At 64.1% G+C, this 17,674-nt stretch carries 14 protein-coding genes; 10 read left to right on the top strand and 4 right to left on the bottom strand.

Going from position 1 to position 17,674, the window contains the following annotated elements:
- Positions 1-65: 65 nt before the first annotated feature.
- On the bottom strand, positions 66-749 hold the full coding sequence (locus SPICUR_RS06235) for a Bax inhibitor-1/YccA family protein (protein WP_023367184.1): 684 nt from the start codon (positions 747-749) through the stop codon (positions 66-68).
- Between the two features lie 143 nt (positions 750-892).
- On the opposite strand from SPICUR_RS06235, the gene thrH reads away from it, so the two are divergent.
- The 5 genes from thrH to lysS all read left to right on the top strand — a co-directional run bounded on the left by thrH (position 893) and on the right by lysS (position 8,480).
- Positions 893-1,501 (top strand): bifunctional phosphoserine phosphatase/homoserine phosphotransferase ThrH, encoded by a 609-nt coding sequence (gene thrH / locus SPICUR_RS06230; RefSeq protein ID WP_023367182.1) that lies wholly within the window; start codon positions 893-895, stop codon positions 1,499-1,501.
- Positions 1,498-2,085 carry a metallophosphoesterase family protein gene (locus SPICUR_RS06225; RefSeq protein WP_023367180.1) on the top strand — a complete coding sequence of 196 codons (588 nt, stop codon included), beginning with the start codon at positions 1,498-1,500 and terminating at the stop codon, positions 2,083-2,085. Before thrH ends, SPICUR_RS06225 begins: the two co-directional genes overlap by 4 nt.
- The gene (gene hrpA, locus SPICUR_RS06220; protein WP_023367178.1) at positions 2,078-5,818 is read left to right on the top strand and encodes an ATP-dependent RNA helicase HrpA; all 3,741 of its coding nucleotides are present in this window, start codon (positions 2,078-2,080) and stop codon (positions 5,816-5,818) included. The genes SPICUR_RS06225 and hrpA overlap by 8 nt, the downstream gene beginning before the upstream one ends.
- Before the next feature lie 36 nt (positions 5,819-5,854).
- Positions 5,855-6,953, top strand: a protein-coding gene (gene prfB, locus SPICUR_RS06215; RefSeq protein ID WP_148291327.1) for a peptide chain release factor 2 whose coding sequence is annotated in 2 segments (ribosomal slippage) — positions 5,855-5,929 and positions 5,931-6,953 — 1,098 coding nt in all. Because the reading frame shifts where the segments join, the coding sequence is not laid out codon by codon here.
- 39 nt (positions 6,954-6,992) lie between these two features.
- Positions 6,993-8,480 carry a lysine--tRNA ligase gene (gene lysS / locus SPICUR_RS06210; RefSeq protein ID WP_023367174.1) on the top strand — a complete coding sequence of 496 codons (1,488 nt, stop codon included), beginning with the start codon at positions 6,993-6,995 and terminating at the stop codon, positions 8,478-8,480.
- Here lysS and SPICUR_RS06205 read toward each other — a convergent pair.
- From SPICUR_RS06205 to ygfZ, 3 genes are read right to left on the bottom strand one after another with little or no spacing between them, the layout of a single operon-like run.
- On the bottom strand, positions 8,477-11,608 hold the full coding sequence (locus SPICUR_RS06205; RefSeq protein ID WP_023367172.1) for an efflux RND transporter permease subunit: 3,132 nt from the start codon (positions 11,606-11,608) through the stop codon (positions 8,477-8,479). The genes lysS and SPICUR_RS06205 overlap by 4 nt on opposite strands.
- Positions 11,605-12,849 (bottom strand): efflux RND transporter periplasmic adaptor subunit, encoded by a 1,245-nt coding sequence (locus tag SPICUR_RS06200; protein ID WP_041381773.1) that lies wholly within the window; start codon positions 12,847-12,849, stop codon positions 11,605-11,607. Before SPICUR_RS06200 ends, SPICUR_RS06205 begins: the two co-directional genes overlap by 4 nt.
- Positions 12,850-12,878: 29 nt before the next feature.
- On the bottom strand, positions 12,879-13,937 hold the full coding sequence (ygfZ, locus tag SPICUR_RS06195; protein ID WP_237220319.1) for a CAF17-like 4Fe-4S cluster assembly/insertion protein YgfZ: 1,059 nt from the start codon (positions 13,935-13,937) through the stop codon (positions 12,879-12,881).
- A 46-nt stretch (positions 13,938-13,983) separates the two neighbouring features.
- Between ygfZ and SPICUR_RS06190 the strand changes: the two genes are divergently transcribed.
- The 5 genes from SPICUR_RS06190 to SPICUR_RS06170 all read left to right on the top strand — a co-directional run bounded on the left by SPICUR_RS06190 (position 13,984) and on the right by SPICUR_RS06170 (position 17,662).
- Positions 13,984-14,190 (top strand): DUF1674 domain-containing protein, encoded by a 207-nt coding sequence (locus tag SPICUR_RS06190; protein WP_023367166.1) that lies wholly within the window; start codon positions 13,984-13,986, stop codon positions 14,188-14,190.
- A 109-nt stretch (positions 14,191-14,299) separates the two neighbouring features.
- Positions 14,300-14,680 (top strand): succinate dehydrogenase, cytochrome b556 subunit, encoded by a 381-nt coding sequence (gene sdhC, locus SPICUR_RS06185; protein ID WP_023367164.1) that lies wholly within the window; start codon positions 14,300-14,302, stop codon positions 14,678-14,680.
- Between the two features lie 11 nt (positions 14,681-14,691).
- A complete protein-coding gene (gene sdhD, locus SPICUR_RS06180) occupies positions 14,692-15,072 on the top strand; it encodes a succinate dehydrogenase, hydrophobic membrane anchor protein (protein ID WP_041381771.1) in 381 nt (126 codons plus the stop codon).
- Positions 15,073-15,076: 4 nt separating this feature from the next.
- Positions 15,077-16,864, top strand: coding sequence for a succinate dehydrogenase flavoprotein subunit (sdhA, locus tag SPICUR_RS06175; protein ID WP_023367160.1), 1,788 nt, complete (start codon positions 15,077-15,079; stop codon positions 16,862-16,864).
- Between the two features lie 18 nt (positions 16,865-16,882).
- Complete coding sequence (locus tag SPICUR_RS06170; RefSeq protein WP_023367158.1) at positions 16,883-17,662, top strand: succinate dehydrogenase iron-sulfur subunit; 780 nt, start codon at positions 16,883-16,885, stop codon at positions 17,660-17,662.
- The last annotated feature ends 12 nt before the right edge of the window (positions 17,663-17,674 follow it).

Raw genomic sequence — 17,674 nt, 5'->3', positions numbered from 1 at the left:
GATAAAAAACCCCGCCTGATCGATGATCGGACGGGGTCGTATCGACGTCGGAACGCCGCGTTCGATCAGCGCTCGCCGGCGAAAGCGGCAAGCAGCTGCAGCAGGCTGAGGAACAGGTTGTAGATGGTTACATACAACGTGATCGTCGCCATGATGTAGTTGGTCTCGCCACCGTTGATGATCTCGCTGGTCTGGTAGAGGATCAGCGCGCTCATCAGCACAACAAACGCCGCGCTTACGGCCAGTGAAAGCGCCGGAATGGAAAACAGCACGGCGATGATGGAACCGGCGAACGCCACCAGGACACCTGCAAAGATGAACCCACGCATGAAGCTGAAGTCGCGCTGGGTCGTCAGGGCGTAGGCGGACAGACCAAGGAAGATCATGCCGGTACCACCCAGTGCCATCATCACCAGCTCGGCGCCATTACTGAAAGCGCCGATATAGAGGCTGACAATGGGACCAAGCGTGAAGCCCATGAACCCGGTCAGTGCGAACACGCTGGCCAGTCCCCAGACGCTGTTACGCAGCCAGGTCGTCAGGAACAGCAGGCCGAAGTAACCACCCAGCACCATGAGCCAGTGCATCGGCGGTGCGTTGGTGGCCATCGCGACGCCTGCCATGGCCGCGCTGAACACGAGCGTCAGCGACAAAAGCGCGTAGGTGTTGCGAAGCACCTTGTTAGTCGCCAGCACCGAGTTACCGGTTGAGCGATTGCCGGCAATCGAAGTGCGGAAATCCTGGGCCATCGTTGCTTACCTCCGTTGGAACAATGATGCAACTGCTATCAATATGTCATTGGATGAGGGCATTGTCACGGAAGTTCAACGCCTTGCAGCCCGGGTGGAAAAATCGTACCGTCCGCGAGCCTTTGGAAGAGGAAAAATCCCCAGTGAATATCGTCTGTCTCGATCTCGAGGGCGTGCTCGTCCCGGAAATATGGATCGACTTCGCGGCGCTGACCGGTATCGACGCGCTCAGCGCGACGACGCGTGACGTCGCCGATTACGATGAGCTGATGCGCATGCGCATCGATACACTGGCGACCCATGGCCTGGGTCTGCCGGATATCCAGGCAGTGATTGATGAAATGACACCACTCGCCGGTGCGCGGGCATTCCTTGACTCGCTACGCACGCACTACCAGGTGATCATCCTGTCCGACACATTCTATGAGTTCGCCTGGCCACTGATGCGGCAGCTGAACTGGCCGACGCTTTTCTGTCATCAGCTCGAGACCCGCGATGACGGGCAGATCACCGGCTATCGACTGCGGATGCCGGATCACAAGCGCGCCGCCGTGGATGCATTGCGGGCTCTGAACTTTTCAGTGGTGGCCGCTGGTGACTCCTTCAACGACACCAGCATGCTCGCCGCTGCTGAGCAGGGGGTGTTTTTCCACGCGCCGGATAACGTCACCGAGGCGTTTCCGCAGTTCCCGGTCACGAACGACTATGACGCGCTGGCGGCCGCCATCGCCGGGGGCTTCGCGCGGGCATGACCGATCACACCACCCGGGTCGCTATTCTCGCCGACACCCATGGTTTTCTCGATCAGCGCATCGCCGATCAGATCCGGGGGTGTGATATCGCGCTCCATGCCGGTGATGTCGGCGGCGTCGACGTGCTCTTTGCCATGCACCCGCGGCATGAGGCCGTGGCGATCCGCGGTAATAACGATGATCCCGACCACTGGGCGGATGCCGAGCGCGATATGCTCGCCAACCTACCCGGCGACGCGACCGTGGATCTGCCCGGGGGCCGGATCAAGCTCGTCCACGGCGACGATGGTGGAACGCTTGAACAGCGCCATCGCCGCTATCGCCATCAATTCGCCGACTGCCGTGCCGTTGTCTACGGCCACAGCCACCGCCAGTGCATCGACCAGCGCGAGACACCATGGGTGCTGAACCCGGGGGCGGCTGGTCGTACGCGCACCAACGGTGGTCCGGGCTGCCTCCTGCTGGCCTGCGATGGGCATCACTGGGAGATCGAGGCGCTGCGGTTCGAGCCCCAGTCGGCGCCCCGCTCGCGTCGGCGATCCGGCCCGGCATCCCCGACCCCGCACGAAGGTGGGAATGGCTAGGCGTCGATCCAGCCAATCGCCCCAGCGGCAGGCACAGGCGCGGACCGCCCGCGAGTCGGTCCAGCTGCGTCCCGACTACAATCTCGATCTACCGGTCCTCGAGCACGCCGAGGAGATCAAGGCGACGGTACGCGATCATCAGGTGGTGGTGATCTGCGGCGAGACAGGCTCGGGAAAGAGCACACAGCTGCCCAAGCTGATGCTCGATCTCGGACGCGGCGTCGAGGGCGTGATCGCCCATACCCAACCCCGGCGTATCGCTGCCCGCAGCCTCGCGACCCGCGTTGCCGAGGAATGCGCGACGGACGTGGGCAGTGGTGTCGGCTACCGCGTGCGATTCAGCGATCAGACCCGCCTACAGACCCGGGTCAAGCTGCTCACCGACGGCATGCTGCTCGCCGAAACGCAGGCCGACGAGCGCCTTGAGGGTTATGACACCCTCATCATTGACGAGGCCCATGAGCGCAGCCTCAACATCGACTTTCTGCTCGGCTACATCAAGCGGCTGCTACCGCAGCGGCCGGATCTGCGGGTGATCATTACCTCAGCGACCATCGATCCGGCCCGTTTTTCCCGACACTTCGACGATGCCCCGGTCATTGAGGTCTCGGGGCGGACCTACCCGGTCGAGGTCCGCTACCGGCCACTGGTGGAACAATCCGAGGATGAGCGCGAGCGCAGTCTGCGCCAGGGTGTGCTGGAGGCAGTCGACGAGCTGGCCGGACTGGGGCGGGGGGACGTTCTGGTGTTTCTGCCCGGCGAGCGTGAGATCCGCCACTGCGCCGAGGCGCTGCGCAAGCACCATCCGCCCCAGACCGAGATTCTGCCGCTTTTCGGGCGGCTGTCCGCCGCCGAGCAGCAACGCGTTTTCGCACCCCATCGCGGCCGTCGCATTGTGTTGGCCACCAATGTCGCCGAGACCTCGCTGACGGTCCCGGGCATTCGTTATGTGGTGGACAGCGGACTCGCGCGGATCAGCCGCTACAGTTATCGCACCAAGGTCCAACGCCTGCCGGTGGAGCCGGTTGCCCAGTCGAGTGCCGACCAGCGGGCCGGTCGTTGCGGGCGGGAGGGACCGGGCGTCTGTATACGGCTCTACGATCAGGCCGATTTCGAGGCCCGGCCGCGGTTCACGGATCCGGAGATCCTGCGGACCAATCTGGCATCGGTCATCCTGCAGATGAAACACCTGCGTCTGGGTGCCATTGAGCGGTTTCCGTTCATCGAGCCACCCGATCCGCGCTATGTGAAAGACGGGCTGAAGCTCCTCGACGAACTGGGCGCCCTCAATAAGCGCCAGAATCTGTCGCGACTGGGCCGCCAGCTGGCGCGCCTGCCGGTCGACCCACGGATCGCCCGTATACTGTTCGCCGGTGATCGCGAGGGCGCGCTCCGCGAGCTGTTGGTGCTCGCCGCGGCACTGTCGGTACAGGACCCGCGGGAACGGCCGATGGACCGGCGTGAGGCCGCCGACGCGGCCCACTCCGCCTGGCAGGACAAGCAATCGGATTTCGGTGGCTTGCTGCGGCTCTGGGATGCCTATCGCGAGCAGGCCCATCACCTGAGTCGCCGCAAGCTGCAGGCCTGGTGTCACGAGCACTTCCTCTCCCATGTGCGAATGCGGGAATGGGCGGACACGCATGCCCAGCTGCATCGCCTGATGCGTGACATGGAGCGGGTGGAGAACGACACGCCAGCCAAGCCGGTGGCGATCCATCGGGCACTACTCAGCGGCTTTCTGTCGAATATCGCCCGCCGCGAGGAGGGCGAGGAGTATCGGGGCCCGCGGGAGCTCAAGCTTGCGATCCACCCTGGATCCGGCGTCGCCCGCAAACGGCCGCGCTGGATCATGGCCGCGGAGCTGGTGGAGACCCGTCGGGTATTCGCCCGGGTAGTGGCTGAGGTACGACCGGAGTGGATCGAACCGCTGGCCGGTCATCTGCTCAAGCACCGCTATCATGATCCATGGTGGGATGCGCACAAGGGCAAGGTATTCGGGCGCGAGGATGCCACGCTCTACGGGCTGCCGATCGTCAGCGGCCGCAAGGTTGACCATGCTCGGGTCGCGCCGCGGGAGGCGCGGTCGATATTCATCCGCGATGGCCTGCTGGGTGATCCCCCGCCTGATCCACCGGCCTTTCTGCAGGCCAATCAGGCCTTGATCGCCGAGGTCGAGACCCTCGAAGCCAAGGCCAGACGACGCGATGTGTTGGTGGATACTGAGGCACTGGCGGCGTTCTATGAGGCCGCACTGCCCGAGACGGTCGTCGATGGCCCGAGCCTCGATCGCTGGCTGCGCGAGGGGGGCGATGACACCCCATTGCGGCTCGACCGCGAGCAGTTGATGGCGCGCGGCGTATCCGAAGGCGCCGCCGACTATCCGGACACGCTGGCTGTAAACGGTATCCATCTACCACTGCGCTATTCGTTCTCTCCGGGGAGTGAAGTCGACGGCGTCAGCGTCTGTATACCGGTGGCCGCGCTGAATGCGCTTGTCCCCGAACCATTCGAGTGGCTGGTGCCGGGCCTGCTCGAGGAAAAGGTCATCACCCTGATACGCGCGCTACCGAAGTCACTGCGGCGGCATTTCGTGCCAGTGCCTGACTTCGCCCGGGCGGTCCTCGAATCGTTGCCGGCGCGCACCGGTTCGCTGGAATCGGCCGTACGCGATGAATTACGGCGTATGACCGGCATCGATATCCCTGGCGGGATCTGGGATGAGCTGGTCCTGCCGGATCATCTGCAGATGCGCTTCGAGGTGCTTGATGAGGGGGGCGGGCGACTAGATAGCGGCCGTGATCTGCCCGCGCTGCAGCGCGTCCATGCCGATCATGCGAGGGCCGATTTCAGCGCACCGGCGGACAGTGGCTTTGAGCGCACGGGCATCACCGACTGGGATATCGGTGATCTGCCTGATCGCGTCCCGTTCACACAGGGTGGTATTGAGCTGCAGGGCTATCCGGCGCTGTGCGCCGAGGGCAATGAGGTCGCCCTGCGGCTGCTGGACGGGCCTGAACGGGCCGCGGCCGCCCATCGGAGCGGCGTCCGACTGCTGCTCATGAAACGCTTTGCGCAGCAGGCACGCCATCTCCGCCGGGGTCTGGAGGGGCTCGATCGCATGGCGATCGACTATCGCGACGTCGGTGACGCCGATGCCCTCAAGCGCGAGTTCGCCCAGGCCGTTTTTCATCAGGTCTTCCTCGCCGCGACGGTGCCGCGGGATCGGGCAGGCTGGCTTGAGGTCTGCGAGTACGGGCGTACTGCCGTGGTCCCCCGCGCCGAGCAGCTCCGCGACCGCGTCTCTGATATCCTTGCGCGGCAAAAGCGGGTACGACGCGCGCTCAAGGGGGATATTCCGTTGGGAATGGTGGACAGCTATCGGGATATCCGCCAGCAGCTGGACGGTCTGGTCTATCCGGGCTTCCTGCTCGATACGGTTCCGGCCCGACTCGAGGACCTGCCCCGGTATCTGACCGGGATCGAACGCCGGGTCGAGCGTTTGAAGCGGGATCCGAGCCGCGATCAGGCTGGTCTGGCAAGCATTCAGCCGCATCAGCGTCGCCTCGACGATGCGCTTGCCCGGCATGCCCGCCGGGCGATTCGTGACCCGGCGCTCGAGCAGGTCCGCTGGCTCATCGAGGAGTACCGGATCTCGCTGTTCGCCCAGGATCTCGGCACCCGCGAGCGGGTCTCTGAGAAGCGCCTCGCCCGCGCGTGGGAATCGGTTCGCTGAGCCCCCACTGATTCACTGACAGACAAGAGGAATATCGTGCTCGACAGTAACCAGCTCGCCAGCCAGCTCGACGATCTCAAGGGACGTAATGAGTCCCTGAGGGGGTATCTTTGACCTCACGGAAAAGGAAGAACGCTTCGAAGAGGTCACCCGTGAGCTCGAACAGCCCGATGTCTGGAACAATCCCGAACGCGCTCAGGACCTGAATCGCGAACGCGCGTCCCTGGATCGGCTGGTGGGCCAGATGCGGGGTCTGAGTAGTGGCCTGGATGAGGCCGGCGAGCTGCTTGAGATGGCCCGCGAAGAGGACGATGCCGAGACGCTCGCCTCAGTGGAAGCGGATCTCGCCGCCCACGAGCGGTTGATCCAGAGTCTTGAGTTCCGGCGTATGTTCTCCGGCGAGATGGATCCCACCAATGCGTTTGTGGATATCCAGGCCGGCTCCGGTGGTACAGAGGCCCAGGACTGGGCGGACATGCTACTGCGGATGTATCTGCGCTGGATCGAACACAAGGGTTTCACGGCTGAGCTCATCGAGGTATCGGCGGGCGATCAGGCGGGCCTGAAAAGTGCAACGATCCGGGTCGAGGGCGAATATGCCTTTGGCTGGCTGCGCACCGAGACGGGCGTCCACCGGCTGGTGCGCAAGTCACCCTTCGATTCGGGCAACCGTCGCCATACCTCCTTTGCGTCGGTGTTCGTGAGCCCCGAGATCGACGAGAACGTGGATATCGAGGTTGATCCGTCCGATCTGCGGATCGATGTCTACCGGGCAAGCGGTGCGGGTGGCCAGCACGTCAACCGGACCGAATCAGCGGTGCGGATTACCCATCAACCGACCGGGATTGTGGTGCAGTGTCAGAACGACCGCTCACAGCACAAAAACCGGGCCACAGCCATGAAGCAGCTACGCGCCAGGCTCTATGAGCGTGAGATGGAGGCCCAGCGGGAACAGGCAGCGGCGGTGGAGGATTCCAAGTCCGACATTGGCTGGGGGAGTCAGATCCGCTCTTATGTCCTCGACCAGAGCCGGATCAAGGATCTGCGTACTGGGGTCGAGGTCGGTAACACCCAGGCCGTGCTGGACGGTGGTCTGGATCCATTCATAGAGGCGAGTCTCAAGGCCGGCCTGTAGGTCGGTGACGCGCCCGACGATTCGTGGAAAGAGAACAGCATGGCTGAAGAGCAGGACGAACACCGTCTGATCGCCGAACGGCGCCGCAAGCTCGATGAGTGGCGCGCGGTCGGGGCGGCATTCCCCAATGATTTCCGGCGCGATGCGATGGCAGCGGATCTGCAGTCGCGCTGCGCCGATCAGGACGCCGCGCAGTTGGCGGCCGAACCGACGCGGGTGCAGATCGCCGGTCGGCTGATTCGTAAGCGGGTCATGGGCAAGGCGAGCTTTGCCACCCTCCGGGATATGTCCGGGGATATCCAGCTTTTCGTGCGTCGTGATGATCTGCCCGCCGATGTCTATCCGGCGTTCAAGGGCTGGGATGCCGGCGATATCGTCGGCGCAGCCGGTACGCTCATGCGCACCCAGACCGGCGAGCTGTCGGTCCACTGCGACGGGCTGCGACTGCTGACCAAGTCGCTCCGCCCCCTGCCGGATAAGTATCACGGGCTCGGCGACACCGAGGCCCGCTACCGGCAGCGCTATCTGGATCTTATGACCAACCCGGAGGCACAGCGCGTCTTCACGATGCGCAGCCGGATCATCCGCACCATCCGGGACGCCTTCCACGAGCGCCGATTCCTAGAGGTGGAGACGCCAATGATGCAGCCCATTCCGGGCGGCGCGGCGGCACGGCCCTTCGTGACCCACCACAACGCCCTGGATATCGATCTCTATCTGCGGGTCGCCCCAGAGCTCTACCTCAAGCGCCTGGTGGTCGGTGGCATCGAGCGCGTTTACGAAATCAATCGTAACTTCCGCAATGAGGGCGTCTCGACCCGGCATAACCCTGAATTCACGATGCTCGAGTTCTATCAGGCCTACGCCGATTATCGGGATGCAATGGACTTCACCGAGATACTGCTGCGCCAGCTCGCCCGTGAGGTGGTTGGTAGCGAGCAAATCGAGTGGCAAGGCGAGGGGATTGATCTGGCGCCGGCTTTCAAGCGCGTCAGCGTTCGCGAGGCGGTGATCGAGCATAATCCCGCGCTAGGCACTGACGTCGACGATCCGGCGGCTCTCGCGCGCTACGCCGAGTCACTTGGCATCAACATCCAGTCGCAGTGGGGAGCGGGCAAGATCCTGCTTGAAGTCTTTGAAAAGACGGCCGAATCAGCGTTGATCCAGCCGACCTTTGTGACCGACTATCCGGTGGAGGTCTCTCCGCTTGCCCGCCCCCGTGATGACGACCCGGGCGTGACTGAGCGTTTCGAGCTCATCGTCGCCGGCCGTGAGATCGCGAACGGTTTCTCGGAGCTGAATGACGCCGAGGATCAGGCGCGCCGTTTCCGTCGTCAGGCAGAGGAAATGGCCGCGGGGGATGAAGAGGCGATGCACTATGACGCCGATTACATCCGCGCGCTCGAATACGGGATGCCGCCCACGGTGGGAGAGGGGATCGGTATCGACCGCCTGGTGATGCTGCTTACCGACAGTGCCTCGATCCGCGATGTCCTTCTGTTCCCCGCGATGCGCCCCCGCGACTAGGCCAGGGCCTCACGCCAGCGGGCGAGTCGTTGCTGGATCGAGGCACGGCCTGAGAGCAGGGCGGGGATGACGAAGAGCACCAGCAGGGTAGAGTAGGCGAGACCGAAGGCGATGGAAGTCGCCATCGGGATCAGGAATTGCGCCTGCAGCGAGGTCTCGAACAGTAGTGGCGTCAATCCGCCGATCGTGGTCAGCGATGTCAGCATGACGGCGCGGACACGGCGCACCGCCGCTTCCTCGAGCGCGGCGTTGACGGCGAGACCCTCGGCGAGCTGATCGCGGTAGAACGTCACCAGGATGATGGCATTGTTGACGACGATGCCGGAGAGCCCGAACAGGCCAAACAGCGATAGAACCGTCAGTTCAATGCTCATCAGCCAGTGTCCGAAAATGGCGCCAACCAGGCCCAGCGGGATCACCAGCATGACGATCAGGGGCAGTGTCCAGGCGGAAAAGACCCACACCAGCACGATGAACATCAGCGCCAGTCCCAGATAGAGACCGAACTGCATATCCGCCAGGGTGTCGCGCTGATCGGCCTGGCGGCCCTGGAAGCTGTAATCAATGCCATGGCGCTCGGCGAGCCGGGGCAGCGTCCCGCCACGCAGCGATCCGATCAGGTTCTCGGCATTGGCGGTCTCGCGGTCGAGTGAGGCGGAGACCTGGACCGCCCGACGCCCCTCGGCATGGCGGATCGCCTCAAACCCGCGCTGGGCATCCAGGTCGACGACCTGCATGACGGGCACGAAGCGCCCCTCGGGAGTGCGGATGCTGAGGTCGGCCAGTGACGCGATCTGGCGCTGTTCATCGCGCGGCAGCACGACACGGACCTCCATCTCGTCGGGTCCGGACTGAAAGATCTGGCTTAGCACGCCGTCATAGGCGCCCCGGAGCTGGGCACCAACATCCTGCGTCGTCAGCCCCAGCGCCCGACCCTGCGCGTTCACTGAGAAGGTGACCTGCTGACGCCCATACGGGAGATCGTCGCTGACATCGACCACACCCGGCACGCCGTCGAGGGTCTCCGTGAGCGAGACCGCCGCCGCCTTCAGCGACTCGGTCTGCGGACCAGTGAGTCGAACCGTCAGGTCGGCGCCCGGTGGTCCGCCCTGTCGCGAGGCAACGGAGAAGTTCTCCATGCCCGGCGGTACCTGGGTATTGGCTTTCCAGTTGCGGATGAATGCCGCGTTCCGGGTCTGTCGGGCATCCGGTGGCGTGAGCTCGACGAGCATCGAGCCGAGCTGGTCGCCCTGCGTGCCGCCTCCGCCGCCGATTGTTCCGCCGGCTCGGGTGATGGCGGTCTCTACGAGCGGTTCGCCGGCCTGTGACTCGGTTTCTGCGAGGCTCCGCTCGAGCTCATCGAGAAAGCGTTCCATTTTCTCCCGATTGGTGCCGGCGACGAAGGTCGCGTTGGCGTAGACGATCTGCGATTCGGGCGTGGGGAAAAAGGTAAACCCAAGCCGGCCACTCGCGATCAGTCCCACTGCCAGGATCACGCTCGCAAGCGCGACTGAAAAGGTAACGGCGCGATGACTGATTGCGAAGCGTACGGCGCTACGGAAATAACGCTTGCGAAAGCGCTCGAAGCCGCGCTCGAAGGCCGCTCGCCACGCCCCCGGACTCAGGGCGCCCGCGCCCGCCGCGTTATCGGGTCGGACACGCCCGGAGAAGGCGCCGCGCAGATGCCCTGGGAGGACCAGAAAACTCTCAACCAGTGAGGCCGCGATCACACAGACCATGACAATGGGAATGTCGCGGAGTATCTGGCCGACCGTGCCGCCCACCACCAGCAAGGGCATGAAGGCGGCGACGGTGGTGAGCGATGACGCCATGACCGGCCAGAACATCCGCCGTGCGGCGCCCTCAGAGGCCAGCAGCGGTGGCTCACCCCCCCGAAAGTGCGCATCGGCATCCTCGCCGACCACAATGGCGTCATCAACAATCACGCCCAAAGCCATGATCAGGGCGAAAAGCGAGATCATGTTGATACTGCCGCCGATGAGCCAGAGGATAGCCAGTGCGGCCAGGAACGCTGACGGTATTCCCACTGCCACCCAGAAGGCGACCCGGGCGGGGAGGAACAGATAGAGCAGGATCAGGACCAGGATCAGTCCACCAAGGCCGTTGGTCACCAGCAGATTGATGCGATCACGGATCAGTTGCCAGGACTGATCGTAGAGCGTTAGATCGAGTGCCGAGGGCATCTGCGGCCGCGTATCCGCGACCCATTCCTCGAGTGCACGGGCCGACACCAGGCTGTCGCCATGCTGGGCCCTCTGCAGGACCAGCTCGACGGCCGGTTGACCCTTGTGGCGCAGAAGGACCGAGTCGCTGCGGGGCATTTCCCGTATCGAGCCGACCGAGTCCAGGGTGATCCCGCTGCGGGGGCCGCTGATAACGGGGAGATCGGCGAAATCCAGCACGCCGCGGCGCTGCTCGACGGCGCGCAACTCGCGCCCGCCATCGGCGCTGCCGAATTCCCCGGCGGGAATATCCGCCGATCGGTTGGCGATTCGCTCGGAGAGCTCGGGGAGACTGAGGTCGAGCTGTGGCAGCCGCTCGGAGGGAACGGCGATGGTGATCTGCTGTTCGGGTACGCCATTGACGGTGATGCGGTCGATGCCGCGATCAATCAGCTCGCGTTCGTACTGATCGGCCCAGGACAGAAGGGCTGATCGGTCGACATCGCCGTGAATCAGGACACGACCGACGGGATCGAACTCTGGCGCCCGGCTGATCTGCGGTGTCTCGGCGTTCGCTGGCAGATTACGGAAGCTCTCGACCTGCTCACGCACGTCAGCGAGGGCGAGTACCGTGTCTGTCCCCTCAATGAACTCAAGCGTAATACTGGCAACGCCCTGAGCCGATGTGGAGGTCATCTTGCTGACATCGGGAACGGCCCGAAGCCGTTCCTCAAGCGGCTCGGTGATACCGCGTTCGACGTCCTCGGCCGAGGCGCCGCTCCAGACAACGGAGACGGTGACCACGTCGATGGAAAAGTTGGGAAAAAACTGTACGTTCATCCGCGAGATGGCGAACAGCCCGCCAAGGATCATCAGGATCATGACCAGATGGGCGGCGACCCGATGCCGCGCGAAGCGCTCAAGTAATCCCGGGGTGTCGCTCACTGCGTCGCCTCGGTGTTCTCATCGAGCCGAACGCGCAGGCCCGATACCGCATTGGGTAGCTGCGTGGTGGCAATCCGGTCGCCTGCCGACAGGTCATCGCTGCGGATCAGGGCGCGCTGTTCGCCATTGAGCCGGGTTGTGCCGAGATGCTCGACGAGGACGCGCTCCAGCTCGCCGTCGCGCACCCGGTAGACCCGATCATTGCCGTACAGGGCGCTCCGCGGCAGAGCGATTGCATTGTCGATGGCCGGCATCACCAACGCCAGGCTGATGACGGTCCCGGGACGGAGCTGTTCGCCGGGTGACTCGAACTCGAACAGTCCGACCACCCCGCGGGGACTGGCCTCACCGGCAAGCCGCACGAGCCGCAACTCAACGTTGTCACCCAGCATTTCTGCCTCGGCCCGGGGCGGTTCATTGCGTGCCAGCGCCCGAAGGAGGATGCCCGTGTTGCGGCTGGGAATCAGGGCGCGCACCTCGAATCCATCGCGGGGCAGGAACGTGAGCAGCGTTTCGTTGGCGTTGACCCGGGATCCAACCGCCACCTGTCGGTCCGCGACCAGTCCCGTTGAAGGCGCTTCGAAACGGGAGCGCTGGATATCGCGGCGAGCGTCCGCGACATCTGCGCGGGCGGCATCACGGCGGGCCTTGAGGGATGCGAGTCGGGCATCGAATGTGGCCACGCGCTCATCCCTTGCCGTGACCGCGAGGCGGGCCTGATTGACTGCATCCCGCGCGGCCTCGACCTCTGATGGCGAAGCGAGATCACGTTGGCGCAGGTTGCGGGTCCGCTCCAGGGAGCGCTCTGCGTTATCGACCAGTGCCTGTTCGATCGCCAGTGCGGCCTGATCACTGTCGTGGGCGCGGCGGGCCTGACTGAGCTGTGCTTCCAGGTCGGCGAGGTTGGCCTCGGCCCGGCGCAGGATGGGGTCGTAGTCGGCCGGATCAAGCGCGACCAGCAATTCGCCTGGCTCGACGGCCTCGCCATCCGTGACCGGCACCGCCTTCACCCGCGCCTGCAGCGGTGCCTTCACCGGCACGCGGTCGGGGTTGCCGACTTCGCCGGTCAGCGTCAGTCGTGGGTGGTGGGTGGCGGGCTGGACCGTGATCGTGTCCACCAACCACTCCCGCTCGGCGACCTCCGACGCTGGCGGCGTTGGCCCGCTCCGTTCAAGCCAGACGTAGCCGCCGGCGGCCACGGCCAGGATCAACACCGGTAGGAGCAGTCGCAAGAGACGCATGGGCATCGCCTGTTAGTTCGATTATGCCCTCAGCGGGGCGGGGCGTAGGGGAGATCGAGTAGCTGTATTGATCGCGTGTCGACCTGCAGTTCATTCTCCGCCTTTTCGATGCGCATCACCGCGAGCAGTTCGCTGCTGTCACCGGAAGCGGGGGCCGCATTGATGACGATTCCTGCTTCGTGACCCTCGGTATCCTCAATACTGGTGCCGGCGGTGGGCGGATCGCCGGCGACGGCGGCCCGGTAGAGCCGGCGCTTGAGCTGGCCGCGATAGTGCATGCGTGCCACCACCTCCTGGCCGGGGTAGCAGCCCTTTTCATAACTGATGCCGCCGAGGGGCTCGAGGTTGAGCATCGTCGGTACGATCGATTCGCTGGTGGGGCGGGTGAGGTCAGGCAGACCCGCACGGATTGCCTGCAGCTGCCAGAAGTCCTCATGGCCCTCGGTCAGTGCCTCCCGGTAGCGTGCCCAGAATGCCGCCAGTTGATCGGTGGGGGCGGAGACCAGATAGCGCATCGCCATCGTCCCGGGGAGGGCGATCACATGCAGGTCACCGGCGCGCACGACACCGCCCGCCTGCTCGGGCAGCGAGCCGGCCGCCTCGGTCAGCAGCGTGGCGGCTGCGGGGCCGGCCATACCCAGTGCGCCCTCATCGGGAGCCAGATCGGTCAGCGCGACCTGCGAGCGCAGGATGAACATCTGCAGGGTCGGGCGGATGGCGTCGAGCAATTCAGCATCGGCGAGCAGGACCAGACCGGTGTCACTGGGAACGACGCGGAAGATTGCGCGTGCACGGCCCTTGGCATTACACCAGGCGGCCAGCGTGCTGTCTGATTCGGTGAGTCCGGCGACATCCTGGCTGAGCTGGCTCTGGAGGAAGGCGATGGCATCGTCGCCGGCGACATGGAGCATGCCCAGTGAGGGCAGAGGGCAGATGACGCCGCTGTCACTGAGCGCCATTTCCATTTCATCCGGCGTAGCCAGCGGGCCAGCCGCTGCCGCCGCCGATCGGGCGAGGATTGTGTTCCAGGGTTCACGCATGGTCGGCTCCGAGCTGGGGGCGGATAGAATGACCGTCTCGACTGTCATACAGGATGACATTTGACGCCTATCCCGTGTACCTGGAGTGAAACCGATGACTGATCAGTATCCGGAAAAGAACCACGATCCTGACGCTGTCCCTGAGCCCGCCGACCAGCCCGAAGGGACGGATGTCGCCGACAGCGAGGCCGTCGACTGGCAGCGCCCGGAGACCTGGCCGCGGGAAGTCGGCGGCAATCGCGGCCCCGAGCCGACGCGCTATGGCGACTGGGAAAGCAACGGCCGCTGCACCGATTTCTGAGTGCCAGTGATTCGCTTTGCTGCACTGCCGCGATATTGCGCGAAACGTTGCTTGAGCGTAATTTACGGGAATAATTCCAATCACAGGCCACCTCCTGGAGAGCGCTGAGATGAGTTCGGATAACCGTCCCCTTTCGCCGCACCTGCAAGTCTACCGACTACCGTTCACCGCGCTGACCTCAATCAGTCACCGCATCAGTGGTGTCCTGCTCTCGGGCGGCGCACTGGTCCTTGTCTACTGGGTGATTGCCGCGGCCGCCGGCCCCGAGGCGTACGCAACGGCGAATGCGATTCTCAGCAGTCTGCCGGTTCAGGCACTGATCTTCCTGTGGACGTTCGTGCTGTTCTACCACCTGTGTAATGGCATCCGGCACCTGGTGTGGGACGTCGGCTACGGGTTCGATCTGAAAACGGCACAGCGCTCCGGCCAGGCCGCCATCGGTGCAGCTGCCGTGCTCACATTGTTCGCCTGGCTCATCGCCCTGGTCTGAGGAGCAAAGCAATGGATTACCGGACTCCCCTCAAACACGCTCAGGGCCTGGGCGCCTCTCATCACGGCGCCTCCCATTGGTGGATGCAGCGGCTGAGCGCGGTGGCCATGGTGCCGCTGATGCTCTGGCTGGTGGTCGGCCTCGCGACGCACACGGGTGGCGGATACGAAGGCACCGTGGCGTGGCTTGGCAACCCGGTTAACACGGTCATGCTGGTCATTGCCTTTGGCGTCCTGTTCTACCACGCCTCACTTGGCCTGCAGGTGGTGCTCGAGGACTACGTCAGTCACAAGGGGGTGAGGCTCGCGGTGGTCACCGGCGTGCGTTTCCTCGCCGCCCTGCTGGCCGTCTCGGCGATTTTCGCCCTACTCAAGATTGCGTTCGGAGGCTGACTGGATGAGCACCGATTACGAGATTATCGATCATAGTTACGACGTTGTGGTGGTGGGCGCCGGTGGCGCTGGCCTGCGAGCGACTTTCGGCATGGCCACCAAAGGGCTCAAGACCGCCTGTGTGACCAAGGTCTTCCCGACCCGGAGCCACACCGTCGCTGCGCAGGGTGGCGTGAGCGCCGCGCTTGGCAACATGGGTGAGGACGACTGGCGCTGGCATGCCTACGACACGATCAAGGGGTCAGACTGGCTCGGCGATCAGGATGCCATCGAGTACATGTGCCGGGAGGCCATCCCGGCGATCATCGAGCTCGAGCACTACGGCGTGCCCTTTTCGCGGACCGAGGAAGGCAAGATTTACCAGCGGCCCTTCGGCGGCATGACGACGCGTTATGGCGAAGGGACGGCGCAGCGGACCTGTGCGGCGGCCGACCGGACTGGCCATGCCATCCTGCATACGCTCTATCAGCAGTCGATGGCCCATTCCGCCGATTTCCATATTGAGTTCTTCGCACTCGATCTGATCATGGAGAATGGTGCCTGCCGGGGCGTGATCGCCCTTGAGCTCGCGACTGGCAGGATCCACCGCTTCCGGGCGCACATTGTGGTGCTGGCGACGGGCGGCTATGGCCGGGCCTGGTTCTCCTGCACATCGGCGCATACCTGCACCGGTGATGGCGGAGGCATGGTCCTGCGGGCCGGACTGCCGCTACAGGACATGGAGTTCACTCAGTTCCATCCCACCGGTGTCTACGGCGCTGGTTGCCTGATCACCGAGGGTGTTCGGGGCGAGGGAGGCTATCTGACCAATGCCGACGGCGAGCGCTTCATGGAACGCTACGCACCCAACGCCAAGGATCTTGCCTCGCGTGATGTGGTGTCACGCTCGATGACGGTGGAAATCCGCGAGGGCCGCGGCGTTGGCCCGAACGCCGATCACATCCACCTGCATCTCGAGCATCTGGGCCCGGATGTGATCAATCAGCGGCTGCCGGGTATCGCCGAGACAGCCAAGATCTTCGCGGGTGTCGACGTGACGAAGTCGCCGATACCGGTTCTCCCGACGGTGCATTACAACATGGGCGGAATCCCGACCAATTATCGGGCTGAGGTGGTTGCACCGCGGGACGGTGATCCCGATGCCGTGGTGCCCGGTCTGATGGCGATTGGTGAGGCCGGCTGCATCTCGGTGCATGGCGCCAACCGGCTCGGGTCCAACTCACTGCTTGACCTGGTGGTGTTCGGCCGTGCCGCTGCGATCCGGGCGGCGGAGATCGTTGCGGAGACCGGCGAGCATAAGCCGCTGCCGGCCGATAGTGCTGACTATGCGGTGAGTCGTCTTGACCGGCTGCGCCATGCCGATGGCAGTCATCCGACGGCGGATATCCGTGAGCACATGCAAAAGACCATGCAGGAATACTCGGCCGTCTTCCGCACCGATGAGACCCTTGCCACGGGGCACTCACGGATTCATGAGGTCCACGCCATGCTCGATGACGTGAAGCTTTCCGATCGCTCGCTGATCTGGAATACCGACCTCGTCGAGACGCTGGAGCTCGAGAACCTGCTCGGTAACGCTGTGGTCAGCATGGACTCGGCGCTCAACCGTCAGGAAAGCCGCGGAGCGCATGCCCGTGAGGATTACAGCGAGCGTGATGACGAAAGCTGGATGAAGCACACGGTCTCCTGGCTGCAGGAGAGTGGTGACGTTCAGCTTGATTACCGGCCGGTACACATGACAACGCTGACGGACGAGATGGAAGTCATTCCCCCGAAGAAGCGCGTGTACTGACTCCAGGAGAGATTTGCCATGGCCCAGTTCATATTGCCCCCCAATTCGAGAATCCAGAAGGGCGAGCACTACGCCGCTCCGACCGGGGTCGACAACACCCGCACGTTCAAGGTCTATCGCTGGGAGCCGGACGGTGGCCAGAACCCACGTCTGGACACCTACGAGGTGGATCTGGACAGCTGCGGGCCGATGGTGCTCGATGCCCTGGTGAAGATTAAAAACGAGATCGACCCGACGCTGACCTTCCGGCGTTCCTGCCGCGAGGGAATCTGCGGGTCCTGCGCGATGAATATCGATGGTCGCAACACGCTGGCGTGCATCCAGTCCATTGATGAAATCGACGGCGACGTTCGGATTTATCCGCTCCCGTCGATGCGCGTCGTCAAAGATCTGGTGCCGGATATGACGCACTTTTATGCCCAGTATGCGTCCATCCGGCCGTGGCTGCGCACTGAGACGCCCACGCCACCGGATCGCGAGCGTCTTCAGAGTCCGGAAGACCGTGAAGAACTGGACGGTCTTTACGAGTGCATCCTCTGCGCCTGCTGCCAGACGTCGTGCCCGAGCTACTGGTGGAATCCGGATCGCTACCTTGGCCCCGCGGTGCTGCTGCAGGCCTATCGCTGGATTGCCGACAGTCGCGACGAGGACACCGCAGGTCGCCTGGACGATCTTGATGATGCGTTCAAGCTCTATCGTTGCCACACAATCATGAACTGCGCTTCCGCCTGTCCCAAGGGGCTCAACCCGGCCAAGGCGATTGCGGAGATCAAGCGCCTCATGGTGGCTCGGCAGTAGGGCGGCGAAGGT

This window comes from Spiribacter curvatus (assembly GCF_000485905.1).
In the GTDB taxonomy this organism is placed as follows: Bacteria; Pseudomonadota; Gammaproteobacteria; order Nitrococcales; family Nitrococcaceae; genus Spiribacter; species Spiribacter curvatus.
The sequence above is the reverse complement of the archived record's forward strand: the minus strand, read 5'-3'. Positions and strand labels throughout refer to the sequence as shown.

Bases quoted from the DNA above. Each gene is read 5' to 3' on its own strand.
- SPICUR_RS06235 (WP_023367184.1), bottom strand. From the start codon at position 749: ATGGCCCAGGATTTCCGCACTTCGATTGCCGGCAATCGCTCAACCGGT.
- SPICUR_RS06225 (WP_023367180.1), top strand. From the start codon at position 1,498: ATGACCGATCACACCACCCGGGTCGCTATTCTCGCCGACACCCATGGT.
- hrpA (WP_023367178.1), top strand. From the start codon at position 2,078: ATGGCTAGGCGTCGATCCAGCCAATCGCCCCAGCGGCAGGCACAGGCG.
- lysS (WP_023367174.1), top strand. From the start codon at position 6,993: ATGGCTGAAGAGCAGGACGAACACCGTCTGATCGCCGAACGGCGCCGC.
- SPICUR_RS06200 (WP_041381773.1), bottom strand. From the start codon at position 12,849: ATGCGTCTCTTGCGACTGCTCCTACCGGTGTTGATCCTGGCCGTGGCC.
- ygfZ (WP_237220319.1), bottom strand. From the start codon at position 13,937: ATGACAGTCGAGACGGTCATTCTATCCGCCCCCAGCTCGGAGCCGACC.
- SPICUR_RS06190 (WP_023367166.1), top strand. From the start codon at position 13,984: ATGACTGATCAGTATCCGGAAAAGAACCACGATCCTGACGCTGTCCCT.
- sdhC (WP_023367164.1), top strand. From the start codon at position 14,300: ATGAGTTCGGATAACCGTCCCCTTTCGCCGCACCTGCAAGTCTACCGA.
- sdhD (WP_041381771.1), top strand. From the start codon at position 14,692: ATGGATTACCGGACTCCCCTCAAACACGCTCAGGGCCTGGGCGCCTCT.
- sdhA (WP_023367160.1), top strand. From the start codon at position 15,077: ATGAGCACCGATTACGAGATTATCGATCATAGTTACGACGTTGTGGTG.
- SPICUR_RS06170 (WP_023367158.1), top strand. From the start codon at position 16,883: ATGGCCCAGTTCATATTGCCCCCCAATTCGAGAATCCAGAAGGGCGAG.